This is a genomic window from Rhodobium gokarnense (assembly GCF_025961475.1).
Taxonomy (GTDB): domain Bacteria; phylum Pseudomonadota; class Alphaproteobacteria; order Rhizobiales; family Rhodobiaceae; genus Rhodobium; species Rhodobium gokarnense.
On the sequence record NZ_JAOQNS010000001.1, the window covers coordinates 480,032 to 500,852 of the forward strand.

General features: G+C 65.4%; 24 protein-coding genes. 12 read left to right on the forward strand and 12 right to left on the reverse strand.

Features of this window, described 5'->3' with window-relative positions:
• Window positions 1-25 precede the first annotated feature (25 nt).
• From M2319_RS02220 to M2319_RS02230, 3 genes are read right to left on the reverse strand one after another with little or no spacing between them, the layout of a single operon-like run.
• Window positions 26-394 carry a hypothetical protein gene (locus M2319_RS02220; protein ID WP_264599794.1) on the reverse strand — a complete coding sequence of 123 codons (369 nt, stop codon included), beginning with the start codon at window positions 392-394 and terminating at the stop codon, window positions 26-28.
• Window positions 395-403: 9 nt separating this feature from the next.
• Entirely contained in the window at window positions 404-775 is a 372-nt protein-coding gene (locus M2319_RS02225; RefSeq protein WP_319801759.1) for a type II toxin-antitoxin system RelE/ParE family toxin, read from the reverse strand.
• Window positions 703-981, reverse strand: coding sequence for a type II toxin-antitoxin system ParD family antitoxin (locus M2319_RS02230; RefSeq protein ID WP_264599795.1), 279 nt, complete (start codon window positions 979-981; stop codon window positions 703-705). The genes M2319_RS02225 and M2319_RS02230 overlap by 73 nt, the downstream gene beginning before the upstream one ends.
• A gap of 234 nt (window positions 982-1,215) precedes the next feature.
• On the opposite strand from M2319_RS02230, the gene M2319_RS02235 reads away from it, so the two are divergent.
• Window positions 1,216-1,554, forward strand: a complete 339-nt coding sequence (locus M2319_RS02235; RefSeq protein ID WP_264599796.1) for a hypothetical protein — start codon at window positions 1,216-1,218, stop codon at window positions 1,552-1,554.
• 56 nt (window positions 1,555-1,610) lie between these two features.
• Here the strand turns inward: M2319_RS02235 and M2319_RS02240 are convergent, their stop codons facing one another.
• Window positions 1,611-2,192 (reverse strand): DoxX family protein, encoded by a 582-nt coding sequence (locus M2319_RS02240; protein WP_264599797.1) that lies wholly within the window; start codon window positions 2,190-2,192, stop codon window positions 1,611-1,613.
• Between the two features lie 476 nt (window positions 2,193-2,668).
• Here M2319_RS02240 and M2319_RS02245 point away from each other — a divergent pair, with 476 nt between their 5' ends.
• The 3 genes from M2319_RS02245 (at window position 2,669) to M2319_RS02255 (ending at window position 5,919) form a co-directional block, all read left to right on the forward strand.
• Window positions 2,669-3,010 (forward strand): hypothetical protein, encoded by a 342-nt coding sequence (locus tag M2319_RS02245; protein WP_264599798.1) that lies wholly within the window; start codon window positions 2,669-2,671, stop codon window positions 3,008-3,010.
• A 136-nt stretch (window positions 3,011-3,146) separates the two neighbouring features.
• Window positions 3,147-4,142 carry a heme-dependent oxidative N-demethylase family protein gene (locus tag M2319_RS02250; RefSeq protein WP_264599799.1) on the forward strand — a complete coding sequence of 332 codons (996 nt, stop codon included), beginning with the start codon at window positions 3,147-3,149 and terminating at the stop codon, window positions 4,140-4,142.
• A 541-nt stretch (window positions 4,143-4,683) separates the two neighbouring features.
• Window positions 4,684-5,919, forward strand: coding sequence for an MFS transporter (locus tag M2319_RS02255; RefSeq protein ID WP_264599800.1), 1,236 nt, complete (start codon window positions 4,684-4,686; stop codon window positions 5,917-5,919).
• A 12-nt stretch (window positions 5,920-5,931) separates the two neighbouring features.
• Here the strand turns inward: M2319_RS02255 and M2319_RS02260 are convergent, their stop codons facing one another.
• Entirely contained in the window at window positions 5,932-6,897 is a 966-nt protein-coding gene (locus M2319_RS02260) for a polysaccharide lyase (protein ID WP_264599801.1), read from the reverse strand.
• A gap of 357 nt (window positions 6,898-7,254) precedes the next feature.
• Here M2319_RS02260 and M2319_RS02265 point away from each other — a divergent pair, with 357 nt between their 5' ends.
• The 6 genes from M2319_RS02265 (at window position 7,255) to M2319_RS02290 (ending at window position 13,267) form a co-directional block, all read left to right on the forward strand.
• Complete coding sequence (locus M2319_RS02265; protein WP_264599802.1) at window positions 7,255-8,643, forward strand: ABC1 kinase family protein; 1,389 nt, start codon at window positions 7,255-7,257, stop codon at window positions 8,641-8,643.
• A 192-nt stretch (window positions 8,644-8,835) separates the two neighbouring features.
• Window positions 8,836-9,120 (forward strand): hypothetical protein, encoded by a 285-nt coding sequence (locus M2319_RS02270; protein ID WP_264599803.1) that lies wholly within the window; start codon window positions 8,836-8,838, stop codon window positions 9,118-9,120.
• 12 nt (window positions 9,121-9,132) lie between these two features.
• Window positions 9,133-10,263 (forward strand): Re/Si-specific NAD(P)(+) transhydrogenase subunit alpha, encoded by a 1,131-nt coding sequence (locus M2319_RS02275; RefSeq protein ID WP_264599804.1) that lies wholly within the window; start codon window positions 9,133-9,135, stop codon window positions 10,261-10,263.
• 14 nt (window positions 10,264-10,277) lie between these two features.
• Window positions 10,278-10,739 carry a proton-translocating transhydrogenase family protein gene (locus M2319_RS02280; protein WP_264599805.1) on the forward strand — a complete coding sequence of 154 codons (462 nt, stop codon included), beginning with the start codon at window positions 10,278-10,280 and terminating at the stop codon, window positions 10,737-10,739.
• A 13-nt stretch (window positions 10,740-10,752) separates the two neighbouring features.
• Window positions 10,753-12,150: an NAD(P)(+) transhydrogenase (Re/Si-specific) subunit beta gene (locus M2319_RS02285; RefSeq protein ID WP_264599806.1), complete on the forward strand. Its 1,398-nt coding sequence runs from the start codon at window positions 10,753-10,755 to the stop codon at window positions 12,148-12,150.
• A gap of 172 nt (window positions 12,151-12,322) precedes the next feature.
• A complete protein-coding gene (locus M2319_RS02290; RefSeq protein ID WP_264599807.1) occupies window positions 12,323-13,267 on the forward strand; it encodes a hypothetical protein in 945 nt (314 codons plus the stop codon).
• Between the two features lie 6 nt (window positions 13,268-13,273).
• On the opposite strand, the gene M2319_RS02295 is transcribed toward M2319_RS02290, so the two are convergent.
• The 4 genes from M2319_RS02295 to purE form a co-directional block, all read right to left on the reverse strand.
• Entirely contained in the window at window positions 13,274-14,137 is an 864-nt protein-coding gene (locus M2319_RS02295; RefSeq protein ID WP_264599808.1) for a tetratricopeptide repeat protein, read from the reverse strand.
• A gap of 353 nt (window positions 14,138-14,490) precedes the next feature.
• Window positions 14,491-14,718, reverse strand: coding sequence for a 30S ribosomal protein S21 (rpsU, locus tag M2319_RS02300; protein ID WP_264599809.1), 228 nt, complete (start codon window positions 14,716-14,718; stop codon window positions 14,491-14,493).
• A 133-nt stretch (window positions 14,719-14,851) separates the two neighbouring features.
• Window positions 14,852-15,967: a 5-(carboxyamino)imidazole ribonucleotide synthase gene (locus tag M2319_RS02305; RefSeq protein WP_264599810.1), complete on the reverse strand. Its 1,116-nt coding sequence runs from the start codon at window positions 15,965-15,967 to the stop codon at window positions 14,852-14,854.
• 6 nt (window positions 15,968-15,973) lie between these two features.
• Window positions 15,974-16,471, reverse strand: a complete 498-nt coding sequence (gene purE, locus M2319_RS02310; RefSeq protein WP_264599811.1) for a 5-(carboxyamino)imidazole ribonucleotide mutase — start codon at window positions 16,469-16,471, stop codon at window positions 15,974-15,976.
• Window positions 16,472-16,850: 379 nt separating this feature from the next.
• Here purE and M2319_RS02315 point away from each other — a divergent pair, with 379 nt between their 5' ends.
• Window positions 16,851-17,558, forward strand: coding sequence for a GGDEF domain-containing protein (locus M2319_RS02315; protein ID WP_264599812.1), 708 nt, complete (start codon window positions 16,851-16,853; stop codon window positions 17,556-17,558).
• Here M2319_RS02315 and M2319_RS02320 read toward each other — a convergent pair.
• Window positions 17,538-17,795 carry a YdcH family protein gene (locus tag M2319_RS02320; protein WP_264599813.1) on the reverse strand — a complete coding sequence of 86 codons (258 nt, stop codon included), beginning with the start codon at window positions 17,793-17,795 and terminating at the stop codon, window positions 17,538-17,540. The two genes, M2319_RS02315 and M2319_RS02320, sit on opposite strands and share 21 nt — an antisense overlap.
• Before the next feature lie 189 nt (window positions 17,796-17,984).
• Here M2319_RS02320 and M2319_RS02325 point away from each other — a divergent pair, with 189 nt between their 5' ends.
• On the forward strand, window positions 17,985-18,152 hold the full coding sequence (locus M2319_RS02325) for a DUF465 domain-containing protein (protein WP_264599814.1): 168 nt from the start codon (window positions 17,985-17,987) through the stop codon (window positions 18,150-18,152).
• 339 nt (window positions 18,153-18,491) lie between these two features.
• Here M2319_RS02325 and M2319_RS02330 read toward each other — a convergent pair whose 3' ends face one another.
• Together M2319_RS02330 and M2319_RS02335 are read right to left on the reverse strand one after the other, a co-directional pair.
• A complete protein-coding gene (locus M2319_RS02330) occupies window positions 18,492-18,926 on the reverse strand; it encodes a hypothetical protein (protein WP_264599815.1) in 435 nt (144 codons plus the stop codon).
• Between the two features lie 184 nt (window positions 18,927-19,110).
• Window positions 19,111-20,751, reverse strand: a complete 1,641-nt coding sequence (locus M2319_RS02335; RefSeq protein ID WP_264599816.1) for an acyl-CoA synthetase — start codon at window positions 20,749-20,751, stop codon at window positions 19,111-19,113.
• Window positions 20,752-20,821 lie beyond the last annotated feature (70 nt).

A 20,821-nucleotide genomic window follows, 5' to 3' on the forward strand; every position in this document is an offset into this window, starting at 1 on the left:
ATTGTAATATGGATAAGACAGAAGGCTATTCGATCAGTTGATGATATCTTCCAACTTTCATAACGGCCTCTACGAATTTCGTCGCCATTGAGCGGTCCATAATCACGCTGTTGCCGTTGATGCTGAGATAAATGCTCTCTTCGCCAGTTCCAGACGGGGTCGCACATCCAGCATAGAAGGATGACCGTCCCAATTCGACATCCATGGAAAGCTCTCCACCTTGGTCCAGAACTTTTTCGCTGAAGAAACAGGTTGTGGCCATTTGCTCGTTATCCTCTCTTTTCCATTTTTCACCTGCCGAGACGGGAGGGTTGGCTGCAATCTTGCCAGCGCGCCCGTCCTTCGTCGATAGTGTTCTGCCGTTTGAATTTGAATACTGCGCGAATGCGAACATCCTAAGGAATCAGGATGCCCGGGACGGGTCGTCAAACTCCTGCAGGGTCACATCCCTGGCTCCGTGCAAAACCCGCACAATCACAATACGATCCGGATAAGAGCGGTAGTAAATGCAGCGCTTCCGATAGGGAAAGGCGCGCAACCCCTCGCTGATGTGGTCGCGCGGCGAGCCGGTGAAGTCGACTTTGGCGATCCACTCGATCTTGGCGTGAATGTCCGCCACAAAAGCGGTGGCGACCTCCACGCTATCTTCGGCAACATAAAAAAATATCTCGGTGAGATCGTCCCGCGCCCGGGCCGACAGGATCAGTCTTTTCGGTTCAATCGTTCCATGCCCCGCTTCACGATATCGTCCGTCAGGTCCTGCGCGCCGGCATATTCAAACACATTGCCCGCTTCGATGTCGGCATCGCCCTTCGCGATCGCGTCCCGCAGGTCGCCAAGGCGGGTTTCGTAGTCTTCGAGCATCCGCAGGCCGGCCCGCACGACCTCGCTGGCGTTGTTGAAGCGGCCTTCCTCGACCTGCCGTGCGATGAACGCTTCGTAGCGCGTGCCGACGGAATAGGATTTCTTCCCGTTTGCCATGTGAGGAACTCCTTCGCTTGGCGAAATGATGCCACAAGGTGGGATTTGTTCCTACCTTTTTCTGGGCGGTGCGCGGCCGGATCGTTGCGGTTTGGCGGGTTCGATGCCCGTCAGGACACGCAATCGCCCCGAACATGATCCCCATCACACTCCTTCGTCCGCGTGGTTCCCATGTTGAAACGGTCGCAAGAACGCGGCGCGCGCCTCCGGCGCATCGAACGAAGGAGACGACCCATGAGACGCACATTTCTTTGCGGACTGGCACTGGCGGCGCTGCTGACGGCGTTCCAGGGCGCGGCGAGCGCGCATTCGATCATCCCGCCGGGCAAGGCCTATCTCGCCCATGGCGAGGACGCGGAGGTGATCAAGGTCGGCTGGCGGGCGAAGCGGCGCCACGCCAAGCGGTTCCGCTACGATCGCCGGCACCGGCACCACGACTATGGCCGTTTCCGGGGCGGGCGCAGGTCGTCGCGGCTGGGTCCCTATGTGCATCCCGGCGTCGCTTCGATGCTGATCCGGCGGCGTCAATGCCTCGATGCGCTGTTCCCGGCGAGCGATCCCGCCTGCCGGTGAGCGCTCAGAGAGGTCGCGGTGGCGCGGCGACGTGAACGGAGCCGCGCCAATGCGCCCTAAAATTCCCGGCGAAGGAGCATCCGGTCGAGCGAGATCCGGCCGCCTCCGAAGGCGGCGATGATCGCGGCGCCGGCGAACCAGAAGGTCGAGGCGAGTTCCGCCTTCCTCTGGACATGGGCGAGGAACGCCGCGCCGCCATCGTCCAGGAGCCGCCTCTGGCCCGCCGCCGTGAGGAACGCGTCCGCATCCCGCCCGAGCGCGTCCAGGCCCGCGGCCGTCAGGAAGGCATCGCCATAGGGGTGCGTGACGTGGAAGACGAGCGTGACGAACAGCATGAAGGCGACGGCGAGGGCCACCGGCCGGGTGAACAGGCCGAGGACGATCATGAGCCCGCCGAAGAACTGCACGGCGGCCAGCGCCGGCGACCAGAACCAGCCGGGATAAAAGCCGATCCCTTCCACGAAACCGGTCTGCGCGAAGGGAGCCTGTATCTTCGGCCAACCCTCCACAACCAGAATGCCGCCGATGATGATGCGGAAGAGAAGCCATCCCAGAGGCTGGGCAAAGGCTGTGTAGAACGGCGCCATGAACGCCAGGATCGGGCGCTGCGCCGCGCCATCGAAGCTTGTGAGACTCATATTCTTCCCTATAAATGTTATTTTTGATGGTATTTATTTGATCCGGCGCGGCATGATGCGGGCCCTGGCAAGTCGTTTCGACTGCGGCGGCGCGTCATGCATGCGGCGTTCCGTCATATTGACATGTTAAATTCACGAGTCAACGCTTGTGATTTGGAGTTGTTACATGCATTTGGAATATTTTATTGATTATAATTTAATTTCGCAAAACATATCCAAGTAGACTTGCCGTGAGCCTTGCCGCTCGCCGCGATGCCGGGGGGCGCTCTTTTGTGGAGCCCGCAGGTCTGCACCCGGGATGTGCGGTCGTTGATGCCGTTCGGCCGTCCTGTGCCGAACCGCTCGGCAATCGCCGCAAACATGACCTCCATCACACTCCCTCGCCGGCCCTCGTCCCATGTTGAAAGGATCGCGGATGGACGCGGCGCGCGGCGGGATGCTCCGCAGCGCATCTTCAAGGACGAAGGAGACGACCCATGAAACGCACATTTCTTTCCGGACTGGCACTGGCGGCGCTGCTGACGGCGTTCCACGGCACTGCGAGCGCCCATCCGATCATCCCGCCGGGCAGGGCCTTGCTTGCCCATGCCGAGGCGGCCGGGTTCATCAAGGCCGGCTGGCGGGTGAAGCGCCATCACGCCAAACGCTTCCGCTACGGTCGGCGGCATCGGGGCCATGGCTACGGCCATTTCCGGGGCGGCGGGCGGCAGTCCCGAATGGGCCCCTATGTGATGCCTGGCGTCGCTTCGATGATCGTCCGGAAATGCCGCCCGAGGCGCGAAGAACTCCTCCCGGGCGGCCCGGTGGGCTGCAATTGATCGGTGCCACCTCTTTCTCGCCTCCAAATCGCCCGGCGATCGCTCGGGCGATTTTTCCTTGCAGCCTTGCGTGGCGTCGGTCGACGCGACAACGCCACGTATTGCTCGCCGTCGTCCTCGCGTCTAAACCGCTCCCATGCGCTCGTTCGTCCGCAAGCCCTATCTCACGACAAAACCCTTCTCGATCGGGCTGAAGCCGATCGGGCCGGAGGCGATTGTCGAGGTTGACGATTGCTTCGCGCACGACCTTGCCGAGAAGGGGGCGCTGTTCGCCGCCGACGAGGCGGCTGTGTTCCGGGCTGAGGAGGGCACGCTTGCGGCGCAGGCGGAGATCCTGAAGGTGGTGCTCGCCTCCGCGACCGGCCAGCGACCGGGCCTCCACGAGATGGATCGCGACGGCGTCACGGTCCGGCCTCGTGCGGTGCTCGGCGAGGTCGGGATCAACGGTCGCAGCGGCGTGGGCCGGCCGGCGCGTCATCGGGGCGCCGAGGCTGCCGCCCATTCGGCGGACCGCCACTACCACTTCTCCGACTTCGCCGATGCCCCCCTGAAACTCGCGGCGCTTCTCGTGCAGGAAGACCTCTGCCTGATGCGCAAGGGCGATGAGGGCTGGCGTCTCGCGGCGGCGGCGGTTTGTTTTCCGTCGTCCTGGCAGCTTGCGGACAAATTCGCAAAGCCGATGGGCGCGATCCATGATCCGGTGCCGGGGTTCGCCGGGCGGATGCTGACGGTGGTGGAGCGGATCTTCGACAATCTGGCGCCGGGCAGCGCCGTGGAGCGGTTCAACTGGTCGCTCTATACCGACACGAAGCTGAGGCATGCCGAGCCGCATGAGGAGGACATGGCGGCGCTCACGCCGGCCGAGCTTGCCGAGAAGCTCGCCGTGCGGGTGGAGCGCCAGACCCTGATGCGGCTGCCGGAGACGCGCGATATCCTGTTCACGATCCGCATCCATGTGGACCCGGTTGCCGCCGTCCGCGCCCATCCGGAACGGGAAAAGATCGCGACCGCGCTGGCCGAACAGCTTGCCGCGATGACGCCGGAGCAGCTCCGCTACAAGGGGCTGACCCGCGCCGCGCCGGCGATCCATGCGCTGCTTTCCGACATCGCCGGGGCGCCACAGCCGGCCTGAATCCGGCCCTCTATCGGCGACGCCTGATAGTGCAGTATGCGGTCAGGTTGGATCGCATTCCGGCTCTCTCTTTCTGTTCGCGACTGTCCGGTTCATGGCTTAAGCACTCCGGCACCCGCCCATTCCGCGTCACTGCCGTGCTTGACACGGTGGTCCATGGTGACGTGCGGCACATTTCAGCCTAACGGGTTGAAAGCAGAGGCCTCATGGATCGCCGGGTCAAGCCCGGCAATGATGCAGGCGAGGGGTCGAGATTGGGGAAAAAATCGGCGTTTTGACCGTCTGATCCTCCGGCATCGGCTTGTTTTCTCGGGGATTTGCGGACCAAGGGACATCGTAAACCGAACAAAAATGCTTCTTGTTGGAGCGTCGGATTTGTCCGAAAACCGGGCCCGGTTTTCGCTCCCGCGGGCCTGCGGTTCGCGCCGCTGCCCCCAAAAACCTCTGGACAGGGACGGCCGGGCCGCGTCAAGGATGGCGCCGCGTCCCGGCCGCCTCCCGCGGCCCGATCACGCGCCCCCGACCTTCGAAAGTCTTTCCCATGGGCTTCCTGGCCTTTGCCGCCGCCAATCTGCGCTGGCTCTTTGCCGGCTTCCTGCTGACCTTTGCCTCCAGCTTCGGCCAGACCTTCTTCATTTCGCTGTTCGGCGGCGAGATCCGCGCCGAATACGGGCTCAGCCACGGCGATTTCGGCACGCTCTACATGGCGGCGACGCTGGCGAGCGCGGCAACGCTGCTTTGGATCGGCAAGTTCGCCGACCACAGCCGGCTCGATCTCGTCAGCGGACTGATCCTCGGCGGGCTGGCCGTGACCTGCCTCGCCATGGCGCTGTCGCCCGGCATCGCCGTCCTTGCGCTCGCTCTCTTCGGCCTGCGGCTGTTCGGCCAGGGCATGCTCGACCATGTGGCGCTGACGGCGATGGCGCGCTGGTACAACCGCGAGCGCGGCCGGGCGATCGCCATCGCCGCCCTCGGCCATCCGGTCGGCGAGGCCGTCTTTCCGGCCATCGGCGTGTTCCTTGCCGCGGCGATCGGCTGGCGTGAGACCTGGGTCGTCGCCTGCGTCGTGCTGGCGCTGGCGGTGCCGCTTTCCATGGTCCTCTTGCGCCAGTCCAGGCAGCCGCGGACGCCGCTGCCGACGAGCCGCGAGGGTGGGGCGCCGGTGGAGGAGTGGACCCGCGCCCGGGTGCTGCGCGATCCGCTGTTCTGGGTGCTGCTGCCGGGGCTGCTGGCGCCGGCCTTCATCGTCACCGGCGTCTTCTTCCACCAGGTGCATCTGGTGGAGACCAAGGGCTGGGAGCTTGCCTGGTTCGCGGCCGGCTACCCGTTCTTTGCCGCAACCTCGATCACCAGCGGCCTCGCCACCGGATGGATCATCGACCGCTGGTCGGCGCGGCGGGCGCTGCCGGCCTATCTGCTGCCGATGGCGGCCGGGCTGCTGGTCCTTGCCTGGTCGCCGGAGCCGGGGCTGGCGCTCCTCTTCTTCGTGCTCGCCGGCCTGACCCAGGGCGGCAGTTCCGCCGTGCTTGCGGCGGTCTGGGCGGAGCTTTACGGCAGCGCCCATATCGGCGCGATCCGCTCGGTGGCGGTTGCGGCGGCGGTGCTGTCGACGGCCATCGCGCCGGGCCTGATGGGCTGGCTGATCGATCTCGGGGTTGCCATCGAGACGCAGTTCGTCGCCATGGCCGTCTATGCGGTGGCCGCCGCCGTGGTGTTCGCGCTGCTTTCCGGCGCGCTCCATCGCCGCGCCTGCGCAACGGGCGCCGCCGCACCGTAACGGAATTGCCGGTCAATCGACGTCGGCACGGCGCGGTCCGCGCCGGAAGCGATCGAAATGGAAGGTGCCGTGGCCGAACCGGTTCCGGGGCACGTCGACGTTGCGATAGTGGCCGATCTTGAAATACTGGGTCGGGCCCTTGAAGACGTCGTTGCCGATCTTGCCGGTCACCCGAACGATGAACCGGCCATTGGCCCAGACCTCGATGAGGCCGGTGCCGTCGCGCCCGCCCTTGACCCGGTAGCGCATGTCGACCCAGCCCTTTGCGGGGTCCGGCAGCCTCGGCGGACGGGCCGGCGTCATCCTCAGGAGCCCGGCGCGCCTCAGGGCCGGCGGAATGCCCGGCTTGTAGCGCCGGCCGGCGCTGGCGATGGTGGTGCGCTCATGGTTCGTCTGGACGGTGATGTGAAAGACCCCGTCGTCGAAGCGCTGGGCCAGGAACGGGCTCTCGCCGGTCTCTTCCTTCCATTGCCCGATGATCCAGCGCGTCGAGCCGGTCTTCGGAAAGTCGCCGTCCATCCGGAACGAGAAGGAATACCAGGCCTCCTGGCCGAACCGGCAGCGCTTGTTTCCCGCGACCCGCAGCTCCTGCTTGTACTTGCCTTCTTCCCAGGCCTCGTCCTCGGCGCGAAGGTCCAAAGCGAATGCGGCCGTGCCCTGGCGGACGTGGTCGGTGCGCACGGCAAAGCGGTCGCGACGGGCCAGCGATCGGGTCGCCCAACGGTGATCGGACGGCCAGGATTCCGCCATGTCGACGATCGGTTCGCAGTAGTTGTCGCAGCGTCCCGTCCAGGCGGTGGCGATCTCCGCGTGGACGACGGGGCGATCCCAACTCGCAAGTCGCTGCCTCGTCGCTTCGGTGACCGGATGCTCGCAGAGCGAGGCCGCGAGCACCTCGCTGGTGCCGGGCGCGGTGGCGATGATCGGCAGAAAGGCAAGACAGACCAGATATGCTGTCGCCAGCCGGCGTTGTGACATGGCGCTTCCCCCGTGCTCCAGGCGCATTCGGGCGCTCGAGGGGCAAATGCTCCGGCCTGCGAGCGCCGGCCCTGGAAGTCATTTTTCTGACTAAACTATAGATGTATTTTTGAGAAAAATGACACCAAAAGATTGTGGGAATGGGAATTCCCTTTCCCCCGGTGGGTGCCCGGCGACGGGATATCCGGGTCCGGCGCCCGCCGGTTCCTGCGGCCGCCGCCGCGGTTCTGGCACGCGTTTCCGACGCGCTGCATCGCCGCGCCTGTTCATCGGGCGTCGAAATGCCATATTAGGCGTGGATGAAACGCGGCCGGGCGGTGCGCGTCGACGATGTGCCAGTGAGTTTTTGCGATCCCGATGAACGACAAGATCAAGGACAGCGAAGCCAATCGCTTCAGCGGCCGGGTCCGGCGCTATGCCCGGGTCGGCACCAATATGGGCGGCCTTGCCGCGCGCATGGCCGGCACGCGCTTTTTCGGCGGCGATGCCGACCACGACCGCAACGCGGCGGAACTCGCCGCAGCGCTCGGCGGGCTGAAGGGCCCCTTAATGAAGGTGGTGCAACTACTCGCCACCATTCCGGACGCTGTGCCGCCGGAATATGCGACGGAATTCGCCAAGCTGCAGGCCAATGCGCCGCCGATGGGCTGGGCCTTCGTCAAGCGGCGGATGACGGCCGAGCTCGGAACGGGATGGCAAAAGCGCTTTGCCTCCTTCGAGCACGAGCCGGCAGCGGCCGCCTCGCTTGGCCAGGTGCACCGGGCGGTCCACACCGACGGGCGCAATCTTGCCTGCAAGCTGCAATATCCGGATATGGAATCGGCCGTCGAAGCCGACCTCAACCAGCTCGGCATCATCTTTTCCATCCACCGGCGCACCAAGCCGGCAATCGACACCCGCGAGATCGCCAAGGAGATCGGCGCCAGGGTGCGCGAGGAACTCGACTATTACCGCGAGGCCCGGCACACGAAGCTCTATGACAGCATCTTCGCCGACAACGACCAGGTGCGGGTGCCGGAGATCGTCGACGAACTGTCGACCAAGCGGCTTCTGACCATGGGCTGGCTCGAGGGCAGGCGGCTGCTGGAATACCGCGAGCATTCGCTGGAAGAGCGCAATGTCGTCGCGGAGACCCTCTTCAAGGCCTGGTGGTATCCGTTTAGCCACTACGGCGTCATCCATGGCGACCCGCATCTCGGCAACTACACGGTGTTCGAGGAGGATGGCCGACCGGCCGGCATGAACCTCCTCGACTATGGCTGCATCCGCATCTTCCCGCCCGAATTCATCAAGGGCGTCGTCGACCTCTATACCGGGCTGCGCGACAATGACGACGAGCGGGTGGTGCACGCCTATGAACGCTGGGGCTTCAAGGGCCTGACCAAGGACGTCATCGAGATCCTCAATGTCTGGGCGCGGTTCATCTACGGGCCGATCCTGACCGACCGGGTGCGGACCATGGCCGACGGCGTCTCGCCGTCCGAATATGGCCGCAAGGAAGCCTTCCAGGTGCACAAGGCACTGAAGGAACGCGGCCCGGTGACGGTGCCGCGCGAGTTCGTGTTCATGGACCGGGCGGCGATCGGTCTCGGCGGCGTGTTCCTGCATCTGGGGGCGGAGCTGAATTTCTACCAGCTCTTCAACAGCCAGATCGAGGATTTCGACATCGACGTCGTCGCCCGGCGCCAGCGCGAGGCGCTGGCCGAGACGGGGCTGTCGCTGGAGGCAGTCGCGACTCAGCAATGAGGCAAAGGCGCCGGCGGCGCAGTGCTTGCATGCGCCTTCGGTAATATGAGCCGCCGGGTCTTTCGGCGTTGCACAACAAGTGCTATGCCTTCCTGCGCATGGCGGTTCGAAAACTGTTATGCGCCCGCGTTGCCGCAGGCGCATGCTTTGCTATAACAGCCCGGACGTACCTTGATTCAAAGGGAGGGGAGCATGAGCCAGACCAGCCAGCCGGCAACCGATTTCAACGCCCACCACGAGACCTACGAGCGCTTCATGTCGCTGATCAAGGTCTCTGTCGCCAACATCTTCAGCATCCTTGTCGCCCTCGTCCTTTACGCCTTCGGCGGGTCGTGGTCGGTCTGGACCGGGTCGCTGATCGTCTTCCTGGCGATCGTCACCGCACTCATCGGCCTGTTCGCCGGCCCGCGCGGCTGGATACCCGGTGCCCTCGTCTTCGTTCTCGGGGTGGCGTTCGTAGTCCTTACCGTCGCTTAGTTCGGAACAGTCATGAAAATTGCAGTCCCACTGGAAAGTGATCCGGTCGAGGCGCGCGTTGCGCTGACTCCGGAAACGGCCAAGCGTTTCATCGGCCTTGGGGCCGAGGTGGTCGTTCAGAAGGGGGCCGGCGCGCTGTCGCGGATCCCCGACGAAGCCTATGAAAAGGCCGGCGCCACGATCGCCAAGGACGCCAAGGTGACCTTCACCGGCGCCGACGTCGTGCTCAAGGTGCGCCGTCCCAATGCCGACGAGCTGAAGGCGATCAAGAAGGGGACGCTGGTCGTGGCGACCATGGATCCCTTCGGCCACGAGGACGACGTCAAGGCGATGGCCGAGGCGGGCATCACGGCCGTCACCATGGACTTCATGCCGCGCATCACCCGCGCCCAGGTCATGGACGTTCTGTCCAGCCAGGCGAACCTTGCCGGCTACCAGGCGGTGATCGACGCGGCCGGGCTGTTCGACCGGGCGATGCCGATGATGATGACGGCGGCCGGCACGGTGTCGGCGGCCAAGGTCTTCGTCATGGGCGCCGGCGTTGCCGGCCTGCAGGCGATCGCCACCGCCAAGCGGCTCGGCGCCATCGTCTCGGCGACCGACGTTCGCCCGGCGGCCAAGGAGCAGGTCGAGTCCCTCGGCGGCAGGTTCATCGCCGTGGAGGACGAGGAGTTCAAGGAAGCCGAGACCGCCGGCGGCTACGCCAAGGAAATGTCCGACGACTACAAGAAGAAGCAGGCCGAACTGGTCGCTTCCCACATCGCCAAGCAGGACATCGTCATCACCACGGCGCTGATCCCGGGGCGTCCGGCACCAAAGCTCGTCACCAAGGAGATGCTCGCCTCCATGCAGCCCGGCTCGATCGTCATCGATCTCGCGGTGGAGCGCGGCGGCAACGTGGAGGGCGCGGTCGCCGGTGAGGTCGCCACCGTCGGCGACGTCAAGGTTGCCGGCTATCTCAACGTGCCCGGCCGCATCGCCGCCACCGCCTCGCTGCTCTACGCCAAGAACCTCTATGCCTTCGTCGAGACGCTGATCGACAAGGAGGCCAAGGCGCTTGCCGTCGACTGGGAGGACGAGCTCGTCAAGGCGACGGTCCTGACCCGCGACGGTTCCATCGTTCACCCGGCATTCGCCGGTTAAGGGGGACTTCACTCATGGCTAATCTTACCCCGGCCGAAGCGCTCGAACGTGCGCGCGCGGCGGCCGATGCCGCCGCCCAGTCCGCACGGGAGGCGACCGACGCGGCCGCAGCCGCCCAGTCCTATGTCGACCAGATCGGCGATGCCGCGGGCGCGGCCGTCCACGCCGCCACCGGCGGCGCGATCGATCCGTTCGTGTTCCGGCTGGCGATTTTCGTGCTTGCCATCTTCGTCGGCTACTACGTGGTCTGGTCGGTGACCCCGGCGCTGCACACGCCGCTGATGTCGGTCACCAACGCCATCTCCAGCGTCATCGTCGTCGGTGCGCTGCTTGCCGTCGGCGTCGACATGGTCGGCGAGGGCGGCACCTGGGCCCGTGTGCTCGGCTTCATCGCGCTGGTCTTTGCCAGCGTCAACATCTTTGGCGGCTTCCTGGTCACCCAGCGCATGCTCGCCATGTACAAGAAAAAAAGCTGAGGGGGCTGACTAGATGTCCGCAAGCATCACGGCTCTTCTCTATCTCGTCGCCGGCGTCCTGTTCATCCTGGCGCTGCGCGGCCTGTCGCATCCGGTAACGTCCCGGCAGGGCAACCTGTTCGGCATGATCGGCATGGGTATCGCCATCGTCACGACGCTGTTCGTGGCGTCTCCGGCGGCCGATGCCTGGTTCCTGATCATCCTCGCGATCGCCATCGGCGGCGGCATCGGCGCGTTCACCGCCAAGAAGATCCCGATGACGGCGATGCCGCAGCTCGTTGCCGCCTTCCACTCGCTGGTCGGCATGGCCGCGGTGCTGGTGGCGGCCGGTGCGCTCTACGCGCCGACGGCCTTCGGCATCGGCTCTCCGGGCGCTATCCACGGGGCGAGCCTCGTGGAAATGTCGCTCGGTGTCGCCATCGGCGCCATCACCTTCACCGGCTCCGTCATTGCCTTCCTGAAGCTCGACGGGCGGATGAGCGGCGCGCCGATCCTGCTGCCGTCGCGGCACGCGATCAATCTCGGCCTGTTTGCCCTGATCGTGATCCTGATCATCTGGTTCGTCGGCTCGGAAAACCATTCCGCGTTCTGGGCGATCACCATCGCCGCGCTCGTCTTCGGCGGCCTGATCATCATCCCGATCGGCGGCGCCGACATGCCGGTGGTGGTCTCCATGCTCAACTCCTATTCGGGGTGGGCGGCGGCCGGCATCGGCTTCACCCTCGGCAACACGGCGCTGATCATCACCGGCGCGCTGGTCGGCTCGTCGGGTGCGATCCTGTCCTACATCATGTGCAAGGGCATGAACCGGTCCTTCATCTCCGTCATCCTCGGCGGCTTCGGCGGCGAGACGGCGGCAGCGGCCGAGGACACCGGCGACAAGGTCGTCAAGCGCGGCTCGGCCGAGGACGCGGCCTACATCATGAAGAATGCCGGCAAGGTCATCATCGTCCCCGGCTACGGCATGGCGGTCGCCCAGGCGCAGCACGCGCTTCGCGAAATGGCCGATGCGTTGAAGCACGAGGGCGTCGAGGTCAAATACGCGATCCATCCGGTCGCCGGCCGCATGCCCGGCCACATGAACGTGCTGCTGGCCGAGGCCAACGTGCCCTATGACGAGGTCTTCGAGCTGGAAGACATCAACTCGGAGTTCAGCCAGGCGGACGTCGCCTATGTCATCGGCGCCAATGACGTCACCAACCCGGCCGCCGAGGACGATCCGTCCTCGCCGATCTACGGCATGCCCGTGCTGCATGTCTGGAACGCCGGCACGGTGATGTTCTCCAAGCGCTCGCTGGCGTCCGGCTATGCCGGCATCGACAACCCGCTGTTCTACCGCGACAACACCATGATGCTGCTCGGCGACGCCAAGAAGATGGTCGAGGGCATCGTCAAGGCGCTGGAAGCGTAAGAACCGGGAAATCCGGAATACCGATTGGAAAGGGCGTCTGCCGACCGGCAGGCGCCCTTTTCTTGTCTGGCACGTCAACGGTCCTTCACGACATCCTGAAACGGCTTGATGCCCGCTGTGCCTCGCGTGTGGATAGGCTGGCCTCTTCCTGACCAAAGCGAAGGAGGACGCCATGGCGTGGATTTCCGGTCGGATCGCGATTGCGGTCCTGACACTCGGCCTTGCTGTGGTGCCGACGCTGTCGCAGCAGAGCGAACCGGTACGCCAGGAGATCGCCGTCGGCGGGGCGACGCTGTCGGTGTCCTATCGCGGCGACTTCCGGCTGCCCGAGGCGGCCCTTGCTGCCTGGATCCGACGCTCGGCGGAGGTCATTGCCGGCTACTATGGGCGCTTTCCGGTCGACCGGGTGCAACTTGACGTCGTCGGCGTTGGCGGGACCGGTGTCCGGTCCGGCAAGGCGTTCGGCGACCGGGGCGCCTATCTGCGCGTCATGGTCGGCGAGGCCAGCGACGTTGCCGACCTGAGGCGCGACTGGATCATGGTGCATGAGATGGTGCACCTGGCGCTGCCGCGCATGCGCCGAAACCACGACTGGCTGGCCGAGGGGCTCGCGGTCTATGTGGAGTCCATCGCTCGGATGCAGGCCGGGGATCTCGACCGGACGCAGGTCTGGGGCGAGTTCGTGACGCGCATGCCGCACGGCCTGCCCAAGGCCGGCGACCACGGCCTCGACAACACGCCGACCTGGGGCCGCACCTACTGGGGTGGGGCGATCTTCGCGCTCGTCGCCGATACGGAAATCCGCAAGCGGACGAACGGCGCCAGGAACCTCAGGGACGCGCTTCGCGGCGTTCTGGTATCGGGCGGCGATTTCACGGATTTCTGGCCGATTGAGCGCACGCTTGCCGCAGCGGATGCGGCGACGGGCACCGGGGTGCTGATGACGCTCTACGGGGACTGGCGGGCAACGCCGGTCGATCCCGATCTCGACGGCCTGTGGACGTCGCTCGGCGTTGTGCAGGCGGGCGGGGGCGTCGTCTTTGACGAGGATGCGCCTCTGGCTGCTATGCGCCGGTCGATCGAGACCGGCGATAGCTGTGCCGTCATGGCCTGCTGACGGATGTTACGTGCGCGATCGGCTGTAGGTGGCGCCGAGGCGGCCGAGGCCTTCGCGGGCGGTCTTGTTGGTGGCTTCCAGGGCGATGGCCCGGTTATAGGACCCGATCGCCTCGTTCTTGTGGCCGAGCTCTTCCAGGGCGACGCCGCGATTGGCCCAGGCGCTGGCGGTCTTGCGGTCGTATTCCAGCGACCAGTTGAAGTCCTCCAGCGCCGCCTTGGGATTGCCCTTGGCGAGATAGGAGACGCCGCGCCCGTTATAGGGGGCGGGGGCCTTCGGATCGAGGCCGATGGCGCGCGAGAAGTCGTCGACCGCCTTGTCGTGCTGGTTCCGCGCCTGGTAGATCAGCGCCCGGTTGTGATAGGCGCGCGGGTCCGATGGATTGAGCCGGATCGCATTGTTGTAGTCGTTGAGGGCAAGGCCCGCCTGGTTATGCTGCCGGTAGATGTTGCCGCGCGCCACATAGGCGGAATCGTAGTTCGGATTGATCGACAGGGCGCGATTGTAGTCGGCGAGCGCCAGGTCCATGCGGCCCATGTTGCGGTAGACGAGGGCGCGGTTGGCGTAGGCCTGGTAATAGGACGGGTCGAGTTCGACGGCGCGGGTGAAGTCCTGGATCGCCTGTTCGGATTTGTTGGCCTTGCCGAAAGCGGTGCCGCGCATGTTGTAGGCGTGCGGATCGCGCGGGTTGGCTTCCAGCACCGCGGACAGGCTTTCGATGTTTTCCTTGGAGCCGGTATAGGGGTCGAGCTCGCTCGCCGTCGGCCCGGAGACGGAATCGACCTGGCAGCCGGCGAGGCCAACGGCGAGGATTGCAGCGGCAAGGCTGCCGGCGCGAAACCTTCTGATGGCCGAGACGGGATACCCCATGACATTTTCCCGGGCTATTTTCATGGAAAACATTTAGCACACGTCGCTTTTTGCGAACAACCGCGCGGCGCAACGGCGGTCCGGCGGTTTGCCGCGCCCGTCGGAATGCCCTTTTGTCGGGGGCCGTGGCGCGGGGCCGGACGCTGGCCGGCGTATGGTCTGTCCGGAAGGTCGTTTCGAGGTCCGGCAGGATCGGGCGGCGCTTTCGCCGCCCCATGACAATCGGCGCCGGAGGCGTCCGGCGCGGGGCCCACCATTATCCGGCTTGCGCGACCTTTGCTGCGCCGTCCGGGTCGGGCGTGCCGGCGCCTGCTGCGGCATTGCTTGCCGCGCGGCGCCGTTTTAGCGTTGCCCTAGCGGCGCGGCGCCTTGCCCGGCAGCAGGCCTTCGCGCTGTGCCCGCTTGCGGGCGATCTTGCGGGCGCGCCGGACGGCTTCGGCCTTTTCGCGGGCCTTCTTCTCCGACGGCTTCTCGTAGTGGCCGCGAAGCTTCATTTCACGAAAGATGCCCTCGCGCTGCATCTTTTTCTTCAGCGCCTTCAGAGCCTGGTCGACGTTGTTGTCGCGGACGAGTACCTGCACGCGTCAGTTCCTGTGTTGGTTTCGTGTGATCTTGCCGGGATTTCCGCCGAAAACGGGCGAACGATCCCTTGGCGCCGCTGTCGCGTCGCAAATGTGGCGCAGTGGATAGCAGAATCGCCACAGGTTGTCCACGTCAAAGCGGCACTTTCGGGAAGGTTCCGAAGCTGCCGTTCGACGGGGTCAACCGGTTCACATGACCCATCTTGCGCCCGGGGCGGGTGTCGCCCTTGCCATAGAGATGGAGCCGGGCGCCGGGCTCGGCAAGGATCTCCTGCCAGCGCTCGACATCGGCGCCGATCAGGTTCTCCATCTGGACGGGGCAGACAAGCCGCGGCACGGCGAGCGGCCAGCCGGCGATCGCCCGCACATGCTGCTCGAACTGGGAGACCGCGCAGGCATCCTCCGTCCAGTGGCCGGAATTGTGGACCCGCGGGGCGAGCTCATTGACGAAGAGGCTCTCGGCTTCGCCGTTGCGGACGACGAAAAGCTCCACGGCAAGGACGCCGACATGGTCGAGGGCGCCGGCGATGCGCCGGGCGATGTCGGCCGCAAGCTGTGCCGTTTCCGGCGCGATCGGGGCGGGCACGGTGGAGAATTTCAGGATGTGGTTTTCGTGGCGGTTGTCGGCGATGTCGAAGACGGCGGTATCGCCGTCGGCGCCGCGGGCGACGATCGCCGAGCATTCCAGCGCGAAGGGGACGACCGCCTCCAGGATCGCCGGAGCCTTGCCGATCTCTTCCCAGGCGTCCGCGGCCCCGGCGGCGTCGCGGATCATCGTCTGGCCCTTGCCGTCATAGCCGAAGCGGCGGGTCTTCAGGATTGCCGGCGTGCCGATCTCGCCGAGCGCCTGCTTTAGCTCCTCAAGGCTGTCGACCTTGCGGAAGGCCGCCGTTGCGATTCCGGCGTCGGCGAGGAACGTCTTTTCGGTCAACCTGTCCTGGCAGACGCGCAGGGATTCCGGCGAGGGGCGCACCGGCACATGGGCGGCAAGGACGGCGGCCGTCGTATCCGGTACGTTCTCGAACTCGTAGGTGACGACGTCGACGGCCTTGGCAAAGGCGGCAAGCTGCGCCTCGTCCTCATAGGGCGCGCAGGTGCTTTTCGCTGCGACCTCGAAGGCCGGCGAGGCGGCGTCCGGGCAATAGACGTGGCATTTGAGGCCGAGGCGGGCGGCCGCCATGGCGATCATGCGGCCGAGCTGGCCGCCGCCGAGGATGCCGATGGTGTCACCGGGGGAAAGTCGCGCCATTGCCGCTCAGTCCTCGTCGCTCGGGGCCTCGGCGATCGCCTCGCTCTGGCGGGCGCGCCAGGCATCGAGCCGGTCGGCGAGGGCCGCATCGGAGAGCGCCAGCACGCTTGCGGCCATCAGCGCGGCGTTGACGGCGCCCGAGCGGCCGATGGCGAGCGTTCCGACCGGAATGCCGGCCGGCATCTGGACGATCGAATAGAGGCTGTCGATGCCCTTCATGGTGCGCGACTCGATCGGCACGCCGAACACCGGCAGCGGCGTCATGGAGGCCGTCATGCCGGGCAGGTGGGCGGCGCCGCCGGCCCCGGCGATCACCACCTTGTGGCCGCGGTCTTTCGCGCCCTTGGCGAAGTCGTAGAGCCGGTCCGGCGTGCGGTGGGCGGAGACGATCCGCGCCTCATAGGCGATGCCGAGGGCGTCGAGGGTCTCGGCGGCATGGCGCATGGTCGGCCAGTCGGACTGGCTGCCCATGATGATGGCGACCGGAGCGGCCGTTAACGGCATTGGATTACCTCGCGGACAGGGCCGGATGCCGGGCCGTGGGCCGGCGCCGGGTCGGAAAGCCGGGGATTATAGGGACGGGCTTCGGCGGCGCAAGGCGGCGAATCGCGGTTCTTCGGCGGCGCTATCGGGAGTGTATGCATTGCACGCAACTCGCCCGTCGCGCGAGCCGTGCCCTGCGGCGTTTTTGTCGCGGAAATATTTATTCGCCGGATTCTTTAATGGTCTCTGCATATTAGCGCGTTGCTGAAAATGCGCTAATGCTTCCCCTGGTTGCACCGCTAAATTTTTATTGGTCTAAGTGAGGAAATCGCAATGGCGGTCGTACTATCAGGCCGTAAACTTGTTGCGCCGGATTGCGGTAACCGCGAAAGAGAGCGCCATGGAAGACCAGCATGTGCAAACTGCCGTTCGGGCTGGTGACGAGGTGGTTCTTGTCCACCCGTCCGAGGCCGGTCCGGCAGCGATAAACGACATCCTTTTGCGGAACCTCGCACCGGAGGCCCGCCAGATCGTCCATGCCTTCGAGCATCTGATCCACACGCTCGATTGCCGGATAAAGGACCTGGAGGGCAAGCTCGACGAGGACGAACTGACGGGCGTCTTCAACCGGCGTGGCTTCATGCGGGAACTGGAACGCGCCAAGGCCTTCAGCGGCCGTTACGGCGTGTCCGCGACGCTCGTCTTTTTCGACGTCGACCGGTTCAAGACCATCAACGACCGGTTCGGCCACCGGGTCGGCGACGCGGCGTTGCGCCATGTGGCGCGGCTGCTCCTGGAAAACGTGCGCGAATCCGATCTCGTCGGCCGGCTGAGCGGCGACGAGTTCGCCATGCTCCTGTGGAACACGGTGCCGGCGGAGGCGGTGAAGCGGGTCAGGGCCCTCGTCACCTTCGTGGAGGAAAACCCGCTTTGCGATTTCGGAACGCCGATCCCGCTGCACCTGTCGTCCGGCGTTGCGCCGCTGGAGACGGAGGGCGCCTGCGAGACCGTTCTCGACGAGGCCGACGCGGCGATGTACCGCGACAAGAGACGCCGCCGCGAGGCCTATGCCAGGGCGGTTTTCGGCTCAGGCGATAATGTCCGGTAGGGTGTCGTCCTCGAGCTGGCTGATCCGGTCCTTCAACACCAGCTTGCGCTTCTTCAGCCGCTGAACCTGCAAGTGATCGGCCCGGGCATTGGCGACCATCGCCTCGATGGCGGTATCCAGATCCCGGTGCTCTTCGCGCAGCCGCGCCAGCTCTGCTTCCGCTGCAGCTTTTTCTTCGACGTCCAACGGCGCAACCTCACCGTTCAGATGCGGAGGCGGAGCCCCTCCGGCGATCATTTTTAAACAGGAATTTCACCACGATAGCACGGTGTTACCGGGCACCGGAAGCACGTCTTCAGGGTATACGCGGTCAACCCCGCAAAAAGGGGTGATTCGGGGCTGCGAGGGGGACTTTTTTTTCGACAGACCGGTTCCCATATGTCACACTTGTGTTGTCAAACTTGGGATAGAAGGAGGCTTTTCGACATGTCTCAGAATGCCGCTCTCGTTAACCTCGAAGAACAGCATCACGCGCTGGAACGGGAAATCGAAGAGGAACTGGCCCATCCGGGGTATGACGATCTCCACGTAGCCGAGTTAAAGCGCAAGAAACTGCTTCTGAAGGACGAGATTTCGCGCATCCGAACATCTTGAGATCAGCTTCTGCGACGGTAACGTCAACCACGTCCTAGAAATCCGCGAGCGGGACCCGAACGCCAAGACCTGAGGTTCTGCTCGCGGCGCCATTGGCATAATTCGCCGGTCGGCCTTTTGCGATCATTCCGATCCCGCCGCCGCTATCCGTGCGGTTCTGGCGGATACCTGTTTTATTTTTCTGAAATCGACGACTGGGGCGCGGGCGGTCTGCTCCGCGGCCGGTGTTTTGTGCCCGGCGACGTCGCGCCCAGGACCATTGCGCACGACTGCTCGACGGCGGTGCGAGGCACGACATGGCGCCTGTTACCCGTTGGCAAGCGCCGACCCTATCGGTCGTCAGCCATTGGGCGGCTCTTGCGGCGGCGCGGTCTCGTCCTCGTCATAGATTTCCGAGCGCGCTGCCCAGTGCGCCCAGCCGCTGACGAGCGCAAGGGCGATGCCTGACGCCCAGGCCCATTCCTCGGGGACATGGAACTTCATGAAATCGCCGAAGATCAGCGCCGGCACCAGCGTGACGATCGCCAGGTACACCCAGAAGAACCAGCGGGTCTTGTAAAGAAGGCTCATCAGGCCGACGAAGACGACCATGCCGGCGATGGCCGACGGCAGCCAGGGCAGGCCGGCGAAGCGCTTGGCGGCCCAGGCGGCGAGCGCGCCGATGACGACGAACTCCACGATCAGCAGCCAGCCGGGCAGGTTGAATTCCTTGTGGGCTTTCGGGCGTCCGGTGCCCGGGCCGTAGCCGCCGCCCGACGGGGGGATGATCGACATCTTGCTCAAATCTCCTGTCGGTTGCCCGCCCCGGCCGCGCAAACGATATCGTCGGCGCGGTCACGGCGGCGGGACGCCATAATCGGTCTCGTCAATAACGGTCCCATGATGGGCGAGGGACCGGGCACTGTTCAAGACACCAAAAAAGCGCTGCCCGGGAGGTGTCCGCCTGCACGGGCGTGCGTCAGAGATCCTTGGCCTGCTCGCGCAGCACGTATTTCTGGATCTTGCCGGTCGAGGTCTTCGGCAGGTCCGTGAAATGGACGTGGCGCGGCACCTTGAAGTGGGCAAGGTTCTCCCGGCAATAGGCGATGACCTCGTCGGGCGTGACCTCGGCCCCCGGCCGCAGTTCCAGGAAGGCGCACGGGGTCTCGCCCCATTTGTCGTCCGGCTTGGCGACGACGGCGGCCGCCGCGATCGCCGGGTGCTTGTAGAGCACGTCCTCCACCTCGATGGAGGAGATGTTCTCTCCGCCGGAAATGATGATGTCCTTGGAGCGGTCCTTGAGCTGGATGTAGCCGTCCGGGTGGAGGACGCCGAGGTCGCCGGAATGGAACCAGCCGCCGCGGAACGCGGCATCGGTCGCGGAGGGGTTCTTCAGATAGCCCTTCATGACGAGGTTGCCGCGGAACATCACCTCGCCGATGGTCTCGCCGTCGGCCGGCACCTTCTCCATCGTCTCCGGGTTCATCACGGTGAGGTCTTCCAGGGCGGCGTAGCGCACGCCCTGGCGCGCCTTCCGGGCGGCGCGGGCCGGGCCTTCCAGCGCCTGCCACTCGTCCTTCCAGTCGTTGACGACGGCCGGGCCGTAGGTCTCCGTCAGGCCGTAGAGGTGGGTGACGTTGAAGCCGTTGTCGCCCATGGCGGCGAGCACGGCCTCCGGCGGCGGCGCAGCCGCGGTCATGAACTCCACGGTGTGGTCGAGGTCGCGCTTGTCCTCCGCCGGAGCGTTGAGGATGGTCGACATGACGATGGGCGCACCGCACAGATGCGTGACCCTGTGCTCGGCGATCGCCTTCCAGATCGCATCGGCGCGGACCCAGCGCAGGCACACATGGGTGCCGGCGACGACCGACAGCGACCAGGTGAAGCACCAGCCGTTGCAGTGGAACATCGGCAGGGTCCAGAGATAGACCGGGTGCTTGCCCATCGCTGCTGTCACCACGTTGCCGTTGGCGAGCAGCGAGGCGCCGCGGTGGTGGTAGACGACGCCCTTCGGGTTCCCCGTGGTGCCGGAGGTGTAGTTGAGCGAGACGGCGTTCCATTCGTCGTCCGGCATCGGCCAGTCGAATTCCGGGTCGCCTTCGGCCAGCAGCTCCTCGTAGTCCAGATCGCCGAGGCGCTCGCCCGTCTGCGGAAATTCCGGATCGTCATAGTCGATGACGAGGGGCGTCACCTTTTCCGTCAGGGTCAGCGCCTCCTTGACGGTGGCGGAGTACTCGCGGTCGACGATCAGCACTTTCGTTTCGGCGTGGTCGAGGGAAAAGGCGATGATCTTGGCGTCGAGCCGTGTGTTGAGGGTATTGACGACGGCGCCATTGGCCATCGCCACCCCGTAATGGGCCTCCAGCATCGGCGGCGTGTTGGCGAGCATGACGGAGACCGTGTCGCCCTTGCCGATGCCGCGTTTTGCCAGCGCCGAACCGAGCCGCCGGCAGCGGGCGTAGAACTCGGCATAGGTGGTGCGTTGGTTGCCGTGGATGATCGCCACGTGGTCGGGGAAGACCAGGGCCGAGCGCTGCAGCAGCGTCAGCGGCGTCAGCGGCTGGTAGTTGGCGGGGGTCTTGTCGAGATGAAGGTCGTACTGGTTGGGCTGTTCCGTCACGGCGGTTTCCTCGTCCCTGGTCGCGCATTGCCGTCACCCGGACCGTCTCGTCCGGGGTCCCTGTCGCGCG

What these genes read in the sequence shown, in the direction of transcription:
- M2319_RS02255 (WP_264599800.1), top strand. Translation starts at nt 4,684, where the DNA reads ATGGGCTTCCTGGCCTTTGCCGCCGCCAATCTGCGCTGGCTCTTTGCC.
- M2319_RS02325 (WP_264599814.1), top strand. Translation starts at nt 17,985, where the DNA reads ATGTCTCAGAATGCCGCTCTCGTTAACCTCGAAGAACAGCATCACGCG.
- M2319_RS02315 (WP_264599812.1), top strand. Translation starts at nt 16,851, where the DNA reads ATGGAAGACCAGCATGTGCAAACTGCCGTTCGGGCTGGTGACGAGGTG.
- M2319_RS02265 (WP_264599802.1), top strand. Translation starts at nt 7,255, where the DNA reads ATGAACGACAAGATCAAGGACAGCGAAGCCAATCGCTTCAGCGGCCGG.
- M2319_RS02270 (WP_264599803.1), top strand. Translation starts at nt 8,836, where the DNA reads ATGAGCCAGACCAGCCAGCCGGCAACCGATTTCAACGCCCACCACGAG.
- M2319_RS02285 (WP_264599806.1), top strand. Translation starts at nt 10,753, where the DNA reads ATGTCCGCAAGCATCACGGCTCTTCTCTATCTCGTCGCCGGCGTCCTG.
- M2319_RS02290 (WP_264599807.1), top strand. Translation starts at nt 12,323, where the DNA reads ATGGCGTGGATTTCCGGTCGGATCGCGATTGCGGTCCTGACACTCGGC.
- M2319_RS02330 (WP_264599815.1), bottom strand. Translation starts at nt 18,926, where the DNA reads ATGTCGATCATCCCCCCGTCGGGCGGCGGCTACGGCCCGGGCACCGGA.
- M2319_RS02295 (WP_264599808.1), bottom strand. Translation starts at nt 14,137, where the DNA reads ATGGGGTATCCCGTCTCGGCCATCAGAAGGTTTCGCGCCGGCAGCCTT.
- M2319_RS02320 (WP_264599813.1), bottom strand. Translation starts at nt 17,795, where the DNA reads ATGATCGCCGGAGGGGCTCCGCCTCCGCATCTGAACGGTGAGGTTGCG.
- M2319_RS02280 (WP_264599805.1), top strand. Translation starts at nt 10,278, where the DNA reads ATGGCTAATCTTACCCCGGCCGAAGCGCTCGAACGTGCGCGCGCGGCG.
- M2319_RS02305 (WP_264599810.1), bottom strand. Translation starts at nt 15,967, where the DNA reads ATGGCGCGACTTTCCCCCGGTGACACCATCGGCATCCTCGGCGGCGGC.
- M2319_RS02220 (WP_264599794.1), bottom strand. Translation starts at nt 394, where the DNA reads ATGTTCGCATTCGCGCAGTATTCAAATTCAAACGGCAGAACACTATCG.
- M2319_RS02275 (WP_264599804.1), top strand. Translation starts at nt 9,133, where the DNA reads ATGAAAATTGCAGTCCCACTGGAAAGTGATCCGGTCGAGGCGCGCGTT.
- M2319_RS02235 (WP_264599796.1), top strand. Translation starts at nt 1,216, where the DNA reads ATGAGACGCACATTTCTTTGCGGACTGGCACTGGCGGCGCTGCTGACG.
- M2319_RS02240 (WP_264599797.1), bottom strand. Translation starts at nt 2,192, where the DNA reads ATGAGTCTCACAAGCTTCGATGGCGCGGCGCAGCGCCCGATCCTGGCG.
- purE (WP_264599811.1), bottom strand. Translation starts at nt 16,471, where the DNA reads ATGCCGTTAACGGCCGCTCCGGTCGCCATCATCATGGGCAGCCAGTCC.
- M2319_RS02250 (WP_264599799.1), top strand. Translation starts at nt 3,147, where the DNA reads ATGCGCTCGTTCGTCCGCAAGCCCTATCTCACGACAAAACCCTTCTCG.
- M2319_RS02260 (WP_264599801.1), bottom strand. Translation starts at nt 6,897, where the DNA reads ATGTCACAACGCCGGCTGGCGACAGCATATCTGGTCTGTCTTGCCTTT.
- M2319_RS02245 (WP_264599798.1), top strand. Translation starts at nt 2,669, where the DNA reads ATGAAACGCACATTTCTTTCCGGACTGGCACTGGCGGCGCTGCTGACG.
- M2319_RS02230 (WP_264599795.1), bottom strand. Translation starts at nt 981, where the DNA reads ATGGCAAACGGGAAGAAATCCTATTCCGTCGGCACGCGCTACGAAGCG.